The following is a 14,790-nucleotide window of genomic DNA, read 5'->3' on the forward strand; positions in this document are numbered from 1 at the left end:
TCCTACTCTGTACACACAAAATCGTTTGTCGCTCCGTTTTAGTCAGCCTGTGCCCCCTAGATCCCCCATGACTGAGGAACTTAAAGACAGGAGACTTCCTAAGATTAAGAGATTTTCTATCCTTCAAAGTCCCCCACACGTGGGGGATTTAGGGGGCAAGAAGCCGATAAAAAGAAGCAAGCGATCCGTCGAATTCACATTAAATCTACATCTGAGAAATTACAGACTGGATCACATCCGGTTCAACTTGATCCGTCACAATCACCGTTCCGATTTGTCGCGGTAAAACAAAGCGGACTTTTCCATCTTTGACTTTCTTATCAGCTTGCAGCGTTGGCAGAATCTTCGACCGATCGCACTCCTCCGGAATTCGAGTTGGTAAACCCGCTTTTTCAATCAGAACCTTTTGACGATCGCACTCTCCTCGATCCCAGAGTCCCATTTCAACCGCAATCAATCCCGCCGCCATCATGCCAATCGCAACGCCTTCTCCGTGATTGACCACGCGATAATTCGTTAAACTTTCGATCGCGTGTCCGATCGTGTGTCCGTAATTGAGAATTTCCCGTAATCCTGATTCTTTCTCGTCTTTGCTGACGACGTGCGCCTTCGCTTGCGCCGATCGCACCAACATTTCATACACCAAATCATCTCCGACAGCGCGAATCTGATCTAATCGCTTCGCTTGCTCTAGTTTCTCAAATAGCTCCGCGTCCCAGATGATCCCGTATTTGATCACTTCGGCGATCGCGGCGCGGAACTCCCGCGAAGGCAGCGTTTTCAAAACTTGCGGATCAATCAAGACCAGTCGGGGCTGATGAAAGGCCCCGATCAAATTTTTCCCGTTCGGGTGATTCACCCCAGTTTTGCCACCGATCGCGGCATCCACCATCGCCAAGAGCGTCGTTGGCACCTGAACCACGTTAATTCCCCGGAGCCAAGTTGCCGCAGCAAACCCCGTCATATCTCCGATCACGCCGCCACCTAACGCGACCATCACCGACGATCGTTCTAACCGATTCTCTAACGCTGCATCATAAATCTTTTGCAGCGTTGCCGGGGTTTTGTATCGCTCCCCCGCCGGCAAAATGCACGAACTCACCGTAAAGCCTGCTTGCGTCAGCGCATCGATCACCGTTTGCCCATAATGCTTAAAAATCACTGGATTCGAGACAATTAGCGCTTTTTTGCCGAGCTTGGTCAAAGTTTGCATCCGATCGCCAATTTCGTTAATCGACGCGATCGCGATGTCGTAGGAGTTTTGGGGTAGCGTAACGGGAATAACAGACGGCATGAGTCGCTCTCAAAAACAGCGTTTGGAGTGATTTTATCAAGCGATCGAGCCGCATGAAGTGATCAAACGCCCTCCGTTTTTTTGTATAGTTTTGTTAGAGAGGTTAGGAGACACAATTTATGTCTGCAGTCATTGCTTATTTCTTGATTGTCGGTGGCGCGATCGCGCTTGCTTATGGTCTGTTCTTTACTTTCCGCGCAATCAAGCTGATCTAGGTTTCTTTGGGGCGATACAAGTTGTACAGCCCCAAATTGACCCTCTAAGCTTTTGGCACCACTTTCAGGATGATTGGTGCATCGGGTACATCCATCGTAATGCGGCTTGGGGTCGCAAACGTGGCAGTTGCATTCGGCGATCGATTCGGTAAAAAGGTTGCAGCTTCCTGGGTTGGCGTTAGCAAATTCACGGTGACTCGCTGAGTTTTTAGCGTCTCGGTACTTTCAGAATTCAGCCACATCACCAGATAAAACTCCCCATTGCTCTTTTGTAAAAGCGTGTGGCGCAAGTCTTTCACATTTCCACTGAAATAATAGGAAAGCCCTCCGCTTGCGGTACTTCCAGGCGTGTCCTTTAGGATGCGAATCAGATTTCGCAGCGCATAAAACGCAGGTTTCGGGGTTCCATCGGCACGAATAATGCCAAAGTTATTTTCAGCATCCGGTAAAGGACGCTGATCCATGAATTCATAGAGATACGTCCGATTCACGCCACGATTGAAAAACTCCAAGAACGTTCGCGGAATGTATTTCGCTGACACTTGCTCAGTCACCGCTTTGTGACCCGTTTCACGATCGTTCACTGCATTGTGATATCCCGTTTCCGTCGCGATAATCGGTTGATTGCCAGAATACTCTCTGGTCAATGGAAGCCAGCGACGATCGAAATCAAATCCCGGAATTCGTCCGCCTGAATAGCTGTGCATATTACCGAAATCGCTAAATTCAGCCAGTGATCCCACTCGTTGCCCGTTCTCTGGTTGCGCCATCGATGGAACGAGCACTGGAAGATGAGCGGTCGCCGGATCGCTTTTTACCGCACGATACAAATCTGCCTGATACTCCCGCAGCCCATCCGGGAAAGGCTTGCCTTCATAGCGCATCGTTTCAGCGCTAGCATCCCACTCGTTTGGGCCTTCGACAGCCGCAATTCCTGGTAATGCCTGTTTGATTTGCTGTACAACGTTGTCGGGTGTACCGCCGAGTCGCGGATCGATAATCAGCGTAGACTTAATTCCAAACGTTGCCAGTCGTCGCAGCTTAGTGAACACTTCTGGCTTGTTTCCACCATCGCGAATATGGCGAATGCCCAATTCTCGTAAACGCGGCTCGAAGACATCGGCGTAACGGTCATGATAACTAATCCCCGTATAGCGCAGATTCACGTTCATGCCGATCGAGTCAATAAACGTATCTGCTGGTCTTGCCCGTTCTCGAATCGTGTTGGCGATCGCAGTCGTCATGACATAGCTTGTGTCTACAGGTTGACTAGAGAACACTTGCAGTAGATAAGTTCCAGCACTCAGAACAGCAGCGATCGATTCGATCATGGTTCCATCATTGGCAGAGGTGCTAATAATATCGCCCTGCTCATTGAGCAGTTTCAGATCTACGTTAGCAGCTAAGTTTCCAATGCTGATGTTAATCGGTGTGGGTTCAGTTAGGGTAAACCGATAAAAATCAGCCGGGTGATCGGGACTCAAAGCGCCATTAATCGGAGTGAAGTCATCGAGATTGATGTCTTGTGGATCGCTCGACAAGGCTGCACCCGGATTGGTATTCGTGCTAATCAGGGGCGATCGTAGCTGACTTTGTGGAATCACTTCCTCGGTTTGACTCGGACTTGACCACTGGAGTTTGACTGACGCATCTCCCCCGAATTCTGCATATTCGACTCGGATGCTGTAATTTTGCCCCGCATCGAGAGCGATGGTTGAATTGCGATCGGTCGGGTTGTACCAGCGATCGATCAGCAGTTGATCATTGATCCAAACGCGAATCATATCGTCTGCATCTGCCGAAAAAGTATAAGGCTCGGAATACAGTGGGGTAACTTCCCCTGTCCAGCGCACCGAAAAATCATCGGCATTCACCGCCGAATTTGGGCTACTCCTGCCCCAGTTGAAATCGATCGTCGGATCAGTGCGAGTGATCGATCGCTGCTCTAGATGGGTGTCATTGAAGTATTCCGCCTTGAGTCCCATCGCACCATAAGTGGTAGAACTCGAAGATGCCACCACATTCATCGATGGAAACAACGCATCAGGATTTGGATCACTCATAAGCGCGGCGGTTGGATTTGCAGACAGGCTAAAGCTGCCAATATCCCGATTGAGATTGGGAGATGGGTCTAACACCATTATGAATTCCTGTGTAATTGAGAGCAAACTGAGCGCAAGCTTTACCGGGATTTTTAAACCTGTAATCAGGCACAGTCAGAAGCAAGCCTGAGTGACAGCCTTGAAACACATCTGGCGATCAGCCAGGACATCTATGTGGAAACTCAGTTGGGGTAACAAAACGAACTCAAACAATCAGATCATTTCGCTTCACACATTAGAAGAAGTACAAAGTTGAAGTGCCTAGTGCAAAAGAGTAAGCAAGCAACTTAAGTGGTGAAGCTGTAATAGTTCTGATTGAAACTTCTCCGTATCCTAGACCAGCTAATTTTATGTGAGTGACTATTTTTACTTTCTGGCAAAACGCAGATTAACGTTGAACTTAACAGATGCAAATCTTGGTAGAGCGCAACTCCTAGACTTTTCTGAACTCAATGTCAAAACTCAATGTCAAACCTGGCTAAGTCTTCCCCGATCGCCGATGAATCTAACTTGGGTGAGATGATCATTTCTGCTGACGCTCTACCCAACCGCGCCTAAGTTTTTGCACAAAGTCTAAAAAATGTAACGGTTCGCAACGTATAATTGGGAGCGAATTGTCGATCACAAGTTAGGTGAACAGACTACATGCGAGTAGCGATCGCCGGGGGCGGCTTAGCAGGATTATCCTGTGCGAAATATTTAGTGGATGCTGGACACACGCCGATCGTGCTGGAAAGTCGCGATGTCTTGGGTGGTCTAGTCGCAGCGTGGAAAGATGAAGACGGCGATTGGTACGAAACCGGACTTCATGCTTTCTTTGGGGCTTACCCAAACATGCTGCAACTAATGGGAGAACTGAATATTCTCGATCGACTTCAGTGGAAAGAACACGCGCTGATTTTCAACCAGCCGGAAAAGCCAGAGACTTACTCCTACTTCAAAGTTCCAGATATCCCGGCTCCGTTTAACGTCATCATGTCGATTCTGAACAATAACGATATGTTGACCTGGGAGCAAAAGCTCCGATTTGCGCTCGGACTTTGGCCCGGTGTGCTCAGGGGTCAAAAGTATGTCGAAGACATGGACAAATACAGCCTACTCGAATGGCTGCGGCGACAAGGCATCGGAGAGCGCGTTAGTTCTGATATTTTTATCGCTGCCTCGAAAGCGCTGACGTTTATTAACCCTGACGAAGTTTCAGCGACGATTATTCTGACGGCGCTGAACAAATTCTTGCAAGAGCGCTACGGCTCGAAAATTGCTTTTCTCGACGGATCACCCACGGAAAGATTGTGTCAGCCGATCGTGGATCACATCGTTGCTAACGGTGGGGAAGTTCACCTGAAAAAACCGCTCAAGCAAATATTGTTAAACGATGACAATACGGTAAACGGCTTCCTGATTCGCGGACTGGATGGTGCGCCCGATGAAGTGATTACCGCCGATCGCTATGTTTCGGCAATGTCGGTCGATGTGATGAAGGTCTTGATGCCAGAACCTTGGAAAGCGGTGCCCTTCTTCCAAAAGCTCGAAGGGCTAGAAGGCGTTCCTGTGATCAATCTGCACTTGTGGTTCGATCGCAAACTCACCGACATCGATCAGCTTTTATTTTCGCGATCGGACTTGCTGAGCGTGTATGCCGACATGAGCATTACCTGCAAAGCCTATGAAGATCCCGATCGCTCGATGCTGGAATTTGTTCTGGCTCCCGCAAAAGATTGGATCGACAAATCCGACGAAGAAATCATCGCAGCCACAATGAAGGAGCTAGAGCGGTTATTCCCGCAGCACCTGACCGGAGATGATCCTGCCAAGCTGCGGAAATACAAAGTCGTGAAAACGCCGCGATCGGTCTATACCGCTTCACCGGGGCGACAGGCTTATCGACCAGAGCAAATGACTCCGATTGAAAACTTCTATCTTTCGGGGAGCTACACGATGCAACAGTATCTGGGGAGTATGGAAGGTGCCGTCCTTTCTGGTAAGCTGACAGCGCAGGCAATTACGAACGCGCCTGTCTCTACCCCGACTGAGCCGAAACGCTTAGTCACCAGTAGCAATTAGCGCTTTGTCAACCCTTCCATTTGTTCTAACGAATGCTGCAATTGCCCGAACAACCCTCCTCCTATGTACGATCGCTGGCTTCTGTCGATGAGGCTTACGAACAGTGCCGCCAATTGATGGAACACTTCACCAAGTCTTTCTACTTGGCGACCTTGTTATTTCCGACTGAAAAACGACGTGCGATCTGGGCAATTTATGTCTGGTGTCGTCGCACCGATGAGTTAGTCGATGGCTTCAACGGCAAGTCCGCCACGATGGACACCCTGGACGAGTGGGAAACACGACTCGAAAAAATCTTTGCGGGCTACCCGGAAGATGATTTTGATGTGGCACTGGTAGACACGGTGGAGCGATTCCCGATCGAGATTCAGCCGTTCCGCGACATGATCGCGGGACAACGGATGGATCTCTATCGCAGTCGCTATGAGACGTTTGACGATCTTTATCTCTATTGCTATCGAGTGGCGAGTACCGTTGGGCTAATGTCTACTTCAGTGATGGGACTCGCCGAACCGGATACTTCTGCACCTTGGTATTGCCCAGAGCCGGGATATTCAGCGCTGGATGATGCGATCGCGCTCGGTGTGGCAAAACAGTTGACGAATATTCTGCGCGATGTGGGTGAAGATGCGCGACGGGGTCGAATTTATTTGCCGCTTGAGGACTTGCGGCGCTTTGGGTATGGCGAAGATGATTTGTTCAAGGGCGTGAACGACGATCGTTGGAAAGCGCTGATGCAGTTTCAGATTGAGCGGGCGCGGCAGTTTTACACGCAGGCAGAGCGGGGAATCGCTACGCTGAATGAAGATGCGCGTTGGCCCGTTTGGTCGGCATTGATGCTGTATAGCCGGATTTTGAATGCGATCGAGAACAACAACTACGACAACTTCAATCGTCGGGCATATGTGCCGGGAATGCGGAAGTTGTCGCTGCTGCCGATTTCTTGGCTGAGAGCGAAGGTACTATAACGATCGCGATCGCACAATTAACGAGGTGCGATCGCTGGCATGAACTTGAGTTTTTCCCAAAATTGAAGAATTCCGGGCTTGCCATAACCTTTCCCAAAGGGAACAAGAGTTTTAGAGCTAGCGATCGCCTTCAGATAGTTTGAGGTTCTCAATGATCGTCTTTAAGTGAGGCTCAAACTGCTCTAAGCTGCTCAGCTCTTTGAACACACTACTCTCTGCCGCTGGGTCGTATCCCGTGACGATGGTGTTCAAATTGCTATCAAACGCCATGTAACTGACGTACTTTTCTCGAACCTTTCCAGACTGATCGATTCCCTTAAAGCCATACCTTAATCCGGGTAGAGCACCGACTTTAACTTCTTCGGGGGATTGTACCTGAACTTTGTAAGCTTTGCCGTAAGTTGAAGTTCGATCGGCTTGAATGGTTTTGTAGTAATCTGCGATTACAGCTTTCAATGCTGTTAGTACCTTTGCTTTATCATTCGGATTACTGTAAGTAAACAGTCCTGGAACTAAGCCAAGCTTGTCAAATTGAGCCTGCAAGATCGGAGACTTGTCGTATGTCCAGCGCTGGAGTTCGACGCTGCCCAGATACACTTGATTGCGGTAGGCGCACAAAAAGGGAGCTTCACGATCGCATGGGCGAACCTGCCATCCTGCAGGCGCAGACGTTTTACCAAGTAGAGAGATCCAGGCATTGTTTAATGCTTTCTGTGTGTCATAAAGCGGTGTTCCGTCCGTTGCTAACACGACATAGCGGTACTGGCGAAATGCAGTAGCTAGGTAAGGCTTGAGTTGGTTGAGATCATCAGCATTGCGAACAGCCACTTCAAAGTAGCCCCCTTCAGGAACCCAAGCAATCCACCAGCCTTGATTTGCCCTAGCGTAGCCTACAGTTTCCCAGAACTTAAACCTCGCTCTGCGTTCGTCTTCAGGATGGATACTTTGGTTGACTTTACGCCAGCGGGGTTGCCCTGGGTTCCGTAAGGCATCACGCAGCATTGGTAAAGGCATCTGTACGGGGGGACGATTGAGATACCAGCTATAGCGATCGCGCTCGGTCATTAGATGCGTTCGAGTACAGCCATCATATTGAGCCGAGACTAATCGCCCATCGGCTGTGTAAACTTCATAGGTCGAGCCTTCTAACTGTAAGGTGTTGAGAATTTGTCGTTTTTCGAGTCCAGTTAAACGATCGAAAGCCGGAGTCAGCGTAATGCGGCGCTCTGCGATCGTCTCTAACATCTTCTTCCCAAAGAACTGATTGGGATCATTTTTAAGTTGATTGGCGCGTTGTCTAACTTCAAGGTTGACTTGTTCGGGTGGGCGACCGTAGCCAGCACAGTTTGCAAGAGCAGGTTTTGAAGCTGTAGTGAGGCTTGCAAGTAAGAGAATCGGAAATAAAGAACGGAGGAGATACGACTGTAATCTAAGTGACGTGAACATTTACAGGAACATCAATCTATGTGTTTGCTCTATTGAGATACAATCGTGTTTGCCTCAATTCTGGAAGGTATTGCAACCCCACCAGACTTCTTTGTCAGGCTGATGTCATACTCATCGCGCTTTTCCCATCGCTGACTAAATGTCCATCCTCCATGTAGACAATACGATCGGCAATATCTAAGATGCGGTTGTCGTGCGTGACGAGCAAAATCGTACAGTGCTGCTCTTTTGCAAGTTTCTGCATTAGTTCAACCACATCGCGACCTGACTTTTTATCGAGTGCAGCAGTCGGCTCATCGGCAAGCACAATTTTTGGATGACTGATTAAGGCACGAGCGATCGCGACTCGCTGTTTTTGACCGCCAGAGAGTCCGTCAGGATAGTAGTCTGCTCGATGTCCGAGTCCAACGGCTTCGAGCATTGAGATCGCCATCGCATCCAAGTCTTGATGGAGATAGCGATCGTGCAATTCCAGCGACATTCTGATATTTTGCTTTGCGGTTAAGAACGTCATTAAGTTATGCGCTTGGAAGATGTAACCAATGTTTTTGCGGAGTTGCGACAATTGTTGTTTTGTGGCTTCTCGAATTTGTTGATCCAGAATCGTGAGGCTGCCTTCTTGAGCCGATCGCAAGCCGCCTAAAAGCGTTAACAGTGTAGTTTTACCCGAACCAGAAGGACCCGTCATGATCACAATCTCGCCTGCATAAATATCGAGATTGATATCAAACAAAACTTGCTTCCTCAGATTGCCTTGACCAAAGTAGTGGTTCAGGTTTTTAACAGAAATAACAGGTTGCATGATTAGAAAATATCCGCAGGATCAGCAGCTTGGAGTTTTCGCATTGCGATCGCGCCCGAAATCGAACACATCGCAACAGTAAGAACAAACACCGTAATGGCACGATTGGTATTCATGGCAATGGGGAGCAAGGTTGCAGCATAGGTAATTTGATAGAGTCCAACCGCAACCGCAAAGCCTGGAATAAAGCCAAGCACAACGAGAATTAGTGCTTCTTGAAGTAGAACATTGAGCAAAAAGCGATCGCTATATCCCATTGCTTTCAATGTGGCATATTCAGGTAAGTGGTTAGCAACATCAGTGTAGAGAATTTGATAAACAATCACTGTTCCAACAATAAAGCCTACAACTACACCAATTCCGAAGATAAATCCGATTGTTCCTTGACTTTCCCAGTAGTTCCGTTCGATCGCTGCAAACTCTTGAGGAGTCAGCACTTTTACATTAGGTAAGTTTGCACTCAGTTGCGCCTGAACTGCTTTGATATCTGAGTCTGGTTTGAGTTGAATCAGTCCAATATCGATTTTGTTTGCTTGTCGATCGTTGTAGAGCTTCAGGAAAGTTGAATCGCTCATGAACACATTTCCATCTGCGGTAAAGGATGCGCCCATGGTGACGAGTCCGCTCACTTGGATCACTTGCTGATTAAGTTCAGTCGTAACCGTGCCTTGCTTTTGGAAAGTATCTGCGATCGCGCCAAATTCAGGACGACCAACGCGATCGAACACAACATTGTTTAATAGCTTGAGTGGTTCTAAGCTCTCTTGCAATGCGGGCAGCTTAAAGCTCGGTGCATCTGGTTCAATTCCCCAAATCAGAATGCTTCGAGTTAAGCGAGTTTCGGGATTTTTCCATTGTCCCATTGCAATCCGGATCGAACTGACGGATTGAACACGATCGTTGGTCAGCGATTGATAAAGCTGCTCCCGCGAGAACGGTGTGAAGGAAGCTAAGCTTTTGAACTGTGGATCAATCAGTACCAAATCCGCTTGCAACAACCGATGTGGCACTGTTGCACTGTCATACAGCGAATCTTGAAAGCCAAGCTGCATAAACATCAGCATATCTGCGAAGCCAATTCCCGCGATCGCAACAATTAAGCGGGCTTTCTCTTTCATTAACTGGAACCACGCCAGTGGTGTTTTGCGAGGCATATCACAGTCCTAATAGGGTGGATAGCGGATTAAATCATCGAGCAAATCGTAGATCGTCAGTATGTTGAGCTTTGCGATCGATATCATGAGGCGAGTGCGACTGTAAGAGCAGCCTCGAAGCGCTTGATATCCTGCTTGAATCAGCGTAAACCACGGTGAAAGCTGCATCCGTGCAAAACGTACCCACACTGAGAAAGTCTTAAAGTTCATAGCGTAAAAAGCTTGTTACGAGAATTGATGAATAGCCCCACAACATCAAGCCCGCAAATAAGATATTTGCGTTTGGATCAATGTTTGGAAAGACCATTGGAAAGAATAAGACACTTCCAACATCTAATAGCATTCCCGGTAAAGCAATCAGCAATGCAGCTTTGGGACGTGCGATCGCATCCACTCGCTGCCAGACAAAAACTCCTGTCACAACAATCAGCATTGCGATCGTTGTTGCTAAAAACAATCCAATCGATAGTGCAAGGTTAGATGGATTAAGAAGGAACTGGCCGATCAAACGAAATGCGATCGTTGCCACAAGCCAGATCAGAAACCCAACTCCTAAAAACAGCATTGTGAATTCCCCTGTTATGCTTCTTGAGGTGAACGTTTCATTGCCCAGTAATCACGACCTGCAAAGGTTCCGTGATGAGCAATCACAAAGCCATGACGCTGATAAAATCGCACTCCGCCTGGGGTTGAGGTTTCTAGATAGCAAGGTAGTTTTGTACGATCGGCTTCTTGCAAAACGGGCTGAAGTAACTGTCCACCAATGCCTTGACTTTGACATTCAGGCGACACTCCTAACATCGCTAAGTACCAATGCGGTTCTGAAGCGGTGCGATCGTGCAATCGAATCTCTGTACCGATAAACGAAGCAAAATCAAGAATGCGATCCCAACGCAGATAAAACGGGACAAAGAGCAATCCTGATGTCACGACTTGCCACAGTTGAGATAGGGTAATTCGAGCAGCCTCCGGAGGCAGCCACATTGCAACTCCTTTGGGATATTCGGCAGTCGTATAGATCTGGTTGTACGATTGCCCATAATTGAGCATGGCTTGACTGATTTGCTTTAGAGCCGTTTGCTTTGCGGTACTTTCTTCGGGTAAAAACTGCCCAATAAGTGGATCTTGACTAAAAGCAGCTGCGAGTTGATTCGATGCGATCGCAAACTCTGACGGGTTCAACTTAACAATGTCCATCTCTTTCTCCTTAAATCGAACGTTCGTTATCCGTTAGTTCAGCAGAATTGAGGTTTGAACTTGTAAATTGGTTAAGCTCGAAACTCGCTTGCTTGCTTCTGGAGTTAAGCGAATTTTTACCTCAATGACCCGCCGATCGAGGTTTTCTCCGGGTTGATTGCTAAACACATTCTGCTTGTCCACCTGCAATCCAATCTCAGAAACAGTTCCCTGCAATTCTCCAGTAAAGGCTTGCCCTGTAATTGTTGCTGCCTGTCCAACTTTCACATTGGCAATATCACTTTGATAAACTTCAGCCACTGCCACCATCTGATCATTCTGTGCTAAATCTGCAACGCCAGAGTCGCTAATCTTTTCGCCACTGCGGGTATGAACTTTGAGAATCTGACCCGCCATCGGCGCACGAATGTAGGCTTGCTCTAGTTCGGTTTCAGCACGTTTCATTGCTGCGATCGCGCTACTTACCTCAGTGGCAACCGTCTGAACATCCACAGGGCGCACTTCTGCAATTCGATCTAATGTAGCTCTTGCTTCGGTTAACTGTGCTTCGAGTGAATTCGCAGATTGACTTTGTTTCGCTTGGGCTTGTCTCAGTTGGGATTGTGCTGTGTCAAGTGCAAGACGTTTACTATCTAAGTTAGACGCTGCGATCGCACCTTGCTGATAGAGTTGATTGAATCGATCGAACTCTGCTTGTGCGGTTCTGGCTTCAGATTGCCAACGTTTGACTTCTGCGGCTTGAACTGCAATTTCACCCTGGCGATCGGCTTGCAAGCGAGTAATCGCGGCTTGCTGGGCTTCAATCTCTCCCGTCTTTGCGCCTGCTTTGACTTGGGCAAGCTTGGCTTGGGCAACTCGTACCTGTTCACGGGCTTGATCGAGCGCATTTTGCAAGCGATCTCGTGAATCTAAAATCGCAACTACCTGACCTTTCGTGACTCGATCTCCCTGCTTAACCAAGAGTTGGGCTACGCGATCTCCATCAAGCGCGATCGGAGCCGAGATCCGAATCACCTCAGATCCAGGTTCTAGTCGTCCCAAGGCAGCAATCTTCTTAACAGTTGGAGCGGTTTCGACAGGCAGAGCGGCAGGCTTCGGAGTGAATTGAGAAACAACATAAAATGACGTTCCACCTGTAATCAGTGTAGCAATCCCAATTCCAATCCAAAGACGATTCTTAGGTTTCAGAAAGATGTCAAGACTCATGGTTTTTTTGGTTTCAGGTTGTGTTTCTCTAAGTACAGCGTTAGCATTTCCGATAACAATTTCGCTTGTGCTTGGTAATCAATCTTTCGATGTCCATAAAGTTCTTGCAGTAATAATCCATCAACAACGCTCATCATGAAGAGCAAGATTTGTGGATTATCAATTCCAAGCATTTCAGACATGATCTTTTCAGCTTGGTCACAAATCCGTCTGAAGACTTCGCTGACTTCTTTTCCTTCTCGTTGCTGATGTTGGTAAAAGTCTGCCATCAGCAATGTTTGTTTTAGAAAGTAGTCTCGATGCTCCTCAAATATTGCAAATGCAGCCTGAGTTTGCTCTGCAAGGTCCTTTCCTTCTAACCGAGTCGAAAAATTGCGAATATCTAACTCAGATAGTTCTTTTAGTAACTGCTCGAATAATGCCTCCTTACTCGGAAAGTAGTGATACAGCGTTCCAGTCGAAACACCTAACCCTTGAGCAATTTGCCGCATTGTGATCGCGGCATATCCTTTCTCTGCAAACAGATCAAACGACTTAACTAACAGTTCCTTGCGATAGCGATCGTGGTCAACAACCTTAGGCATACAGGTGAATTCAGATATCGAACATTCGATATATTTTACTGGTTAAACATTGAGAAACCCCCGATGTCTTCTGCAATTGTTCTTTGACGATCCTTGCTCGATCGTTCTATTTATATCGAACGCTTGTTATAAATTCTGTCTCATAAATTTCTGTTTGTAAACCCCCTTTAGAAAATTGTTTGAGATGCAGTTTGCATCTTCTTTAGGCGATCGCTCCTAAATCCGCTCGAAGATTGCTCAAGTCAAAAGATTCGCTTACTATTCTCGATAGTGTGATCAACTTGAGGTGCGAAGCGGCGATGAAAAAAACTTTATTTCTTAGTCCACCTTCCTTTGATGGGTTTGATGGCGGTGCAGGTGCCCGGTATCAAGCAAAGCGAGAAATCACTTCATTTTGGTACCCAACCTGGCTCGCTCAGCCTGCTGCTCTCGTTCCAGAAAGCCGTCTTGTAGATGCACCCCCTCATCATCAAACGCTTGAGGATATCTTAGCGATCGCTAAAGACTACGAACTGGTGATCATGCACACCAGCACGCCAACACTTGCAAATGATGCTAAAGTTGCTGCCGCGATCAAAGCACAAAATCCTGGCACTCAAGTCGGACTGATTGGCGCTCATGTTGCCGTGTTACCAGAGCCAACGTTAGAGCAGCACCCGATTATTGATTTTGTCTGTCGGCATGAGTTCGACTACACCTGCAAAGAACTCGCAGAAGGGAAACCTTGGGATCAGATTGATGGTCTGAGCTATCGGGATCAATTTGGCACGATTCACCACAACAAAGATCGCGCCCTGATTCACGATTGGGATCAGATGCCGAGTGTTCTCCCGACTTACGATCGTGATCTCGATATCAACAAATACTTCATCGGCTATCTGCTACATCCTTACATTTCTTTCTATACGGGTCGCGGTTGTCCTGCAAAATGCTCGTTCTGTCTTTGGCCTCAAACGATCGGCGGACATCAATACCGCGCTAAGAGTCCTGATGTCGTTGGGCGGGAAATGGAGGAAGCGAAAGCAATTTTTGGCGATCGTGTGCGCGAATACATGTTTGATGACGATACCTTCACCATTGACAAGCATCGAGCGATCGCGATTAGCGAACATATGAAGCGCTTGAAGCTGACTTGGAGCTGTAACGCTCGTGCAAATCTCGACTACGACACCTTGAAGCAACTCCGAGACAATGGTTTACGGTTGCTGCTGGTTGGATTTGAGTCAGGTAATCAAGAGATTCTCAATAATATCCGCAAAGGTGTGAAGCTCGAAGTCGCAAAACAATTTATGAAAAATTGCCACGACTTAGGCATTACTGTACACGGCACATTCATTATCGGGCTGCCGATCGAAACGCCTGAAACAGTCGAAGAAACGATTCGATTTGCTTGTGAAATCAATCCGCATACAATTCAAGTGTCGATCGCAGCTCCATATCCGGGGACTGAACTGTTTGCCCAAGCGCAAGCGAACGGCTGGTTCAGCGATGCCGCAATGGTGACGGATTCAGGCATTCAAACTTCAACTTTGCATTATCCCTCGCTGTCGAGTGCAGACATTGAAGCTGCGGTCGAGCAGATGTATCGTCGCTTCTATTTTCGACCGAAAGCAATCGTCCCGATTGTGCGGGAAATGCTGAGCGATCGCCAAATGCTGATTCGACGCTTACGAGAAGGTCGTGAATTCTTTGATTATCTGAAAGAGCGTCGTGCCCAAGCTCAGAAGCAGTCTGTGCATTCTTGAGAGCCGCTCTCAC

At 47.7% G+C, this 14,790-nt stretch carries 14 protein-coding genes; 4 read left to right on the plus strand and 10 right to left on the minus strand.

The window, feature by feature from the left end; all coding sequences use genetic code 11:
- Positions 1-205: 205 nt before the first annotated feature.
- Complete coding sequence (locus H6F51_19260; protein MBD1824610.1) at positions 206-1,294, minus strand: 3-dehydroquinate synthase; 1,089 nt, start codon at positions 1,292-1,294, stop codon at positions 206-208.
- A 119-nt stretch (positions 1,295-1,413) separates the two neighbouring features.
- On the opposite strand from H6F51_19260, the gene H6F51_19265 reads away from it, so the two are divergent.
- Positions 1,414-1,509, plus strand: coding sequence for a cytochrome B6-F complex subunit VI (PetL) (locus H6F51_19265; protein MBD1824611.1), 96 nt, complete (start codon positions 1,414-1,416; stop codon positions 1,507-1,509).
- A 44-nt stretch (positions 1,510-1,553) separates the two neighbouring features.
- On the opposite strand, the gene H6F51_19270 is transcribed toward H6F51_19265, so the two are convergent.
- On the minus strand, positions 1,554-3,650 hold the full coding sequence (locus H6F51_19270; GenBank protein MBD1824612.1) for a pre-peptidase C-terminal domain-containing protein: 2,097 nt from the start codon (positions 3,648-3,650) through the stop codon (positions 1,554-1,556).
- A gap of 606 nt (positions 3,651-4,256) precedes the next feature.
- Between H6F51_19270 and pds the strand changes: the two genes are divergently transcribed.
- A complete protein-coding gene (pds, locus tag H6F51_19275; GenBank protein ID MBD1824613.1) occupies positions 4,257-5,675 on the plus strand; it encodes a 15-cis-phytoene desaturase in 1,419 nt (472 codons plus the stop codon).
- Between the two features lie 32 nt (positions 5,676-5,707).
- The gene (locus H6F51_19280; protein ID MBD1824614.1) at positions 5,708-6,643 is read left to right on the plus strand and encodes a phytoene synthase; all 936 of its coding nucleotides are present in this window, start codon (positions 5,708-5,710) and stop codon (positions 6,641-6,643) included.
- A 117-nt stretch (positions 6,644-6,760) separates the two neighbouring features.
- On the opposite strand, the gene H6F51_19285 is transcribed toward H6F51_19280, so the two are convergent.
- The 8 genes from H6F51_19285 to H6F51_19320 all read right to left on the minus strand — a co-directional run bounded on the left by H6F51_19285 (position 6,761) and on the right by H6F51_19320 (position 13,032).
- Positions 6,761-8,089: a hypothetical protein gene (locus H6F51_19285; protein MBD1824615.1), complete on the minus strand. Its 1,329-nt coding sequence runs from the start codon at positions 8,087-8,089 to the stop codon at positions 6,761-6,763.
- A gap of 94 nt (positions 8,090-8,183) precedes the next feature.
- Positions 8,184-8,891, minus strand: a complete 708-nt coding sequence (locus H6F51_19290) for a DevA family ABC transporter ATP-binding protein (GenBank protein ID MBD1824616.1) — start codon at positions 8,889-8,891, stop codon at positions 8,184-8,186.
- A 2-nt stretch (positions 8,892-8,893) separates the two neighbouring features.
- Positions 8,894-10,045 carry an FtsX-like permease family protein gene (locus H6F51_19295; GenBank protein ID MBD1824617.1) on the minus strand — a complete coding sequence of 384 codons (1,152 nt, stop codon included), beginning with the start codon at positions 10,043-10,045 and terminating at the stop codon, positions 8,894-8,896.
- Between the two features lie 9 nt (positions 10,046-10,054).
- Positions 10,055-10,255 (minus strand): hypothetical protein, encoded by a 201-nt coding sequence (locus H6F51_19300; GenBank protein ID MBD1824618.1) that lies wholly within the window; start codon positions 10,253-10,255, stop codon positions 10,055-10,057.
- Positions 10,245-10,610 (minus strand): DUF5367 family protein, encoded by a 366-nt coding sequence (locus tag H6F51_19305; GenBank protein ID MBD1824619.1) that lies wholly within the window; start codon positions 10,608-10,610, stop codon positions 10,245-10,247. Before H6F51_19305 ends, H6F51_19300 begins: the two co-directional genes overlap by 11 nt.
- A 14-nt stretch (positions 10,611-10,624) precedes the next feature.
- Positions 10,625-11,242 (minus strand): GNAT family N-acetyltransferase, encoded by a 618-nt coding sequence (locus H6F51_19310; GenBank protein ID MBD1824620.1) that lies wholly within the window; start codon positions 11,240-11,242, stop codon positions 10,625-10,627.
- Between the two features lie 33 nt (positions 11,243-11,275).
- Positions 11,276-12,448, minus strand: coding sequence for an ABC exporter membrane fusion protein (locus H6F51_19315; GenBank protein MBD1824621.1), 1,173 nt, complete (start codon positions 12,446-12,448; stop codon positions 11,276-11,278).
- On the minus strand, positions 12,445-13,032 hold the full coding sequence (locus H6F51_19320) for a TetR/AcrR family transcriptional regulator (GenBank protein MBD1824622.1): 588 nt from the start codon (positions 13,030-13,032) through the stop codon (positions 12,445-12,447). Before H6F51_19320 ends, H6F51_19315 begins: the two co-directional genes overlap by 4 nt.
- A 299-nt stretch (positions 13,033-13,331) precedes the next feature.
- Here H6F51_19320 and hpnJ point away from each other — a divergent pair, with 299 nt between their 5' ends.
- Positions 13,332-14,777: a hopanoid biosynthesis associated radical SAM protein HpnJ gene (hpnJ, locus tag H6F51_19325; GenBank protein MBD1824623.1), complete on the plus strand. Its 1,446-nt coding sequence runs from the start codon at positions 13,332-13,334 to the stop codon at positions 14,775-14,777.
- Positions 14,778-14,790: the final 13 nt, after the last annotated feature.

It is taken from the genome of Cyanobacteria bacterium FACHB-DQ100 (assembly GCA_014695195.1).
GTDB lineage: Bacteria > Cyanobacteriota > Cyanobacteriia > Leptolyngbyales > Leptolyngbyaceae > Leptolyngbya.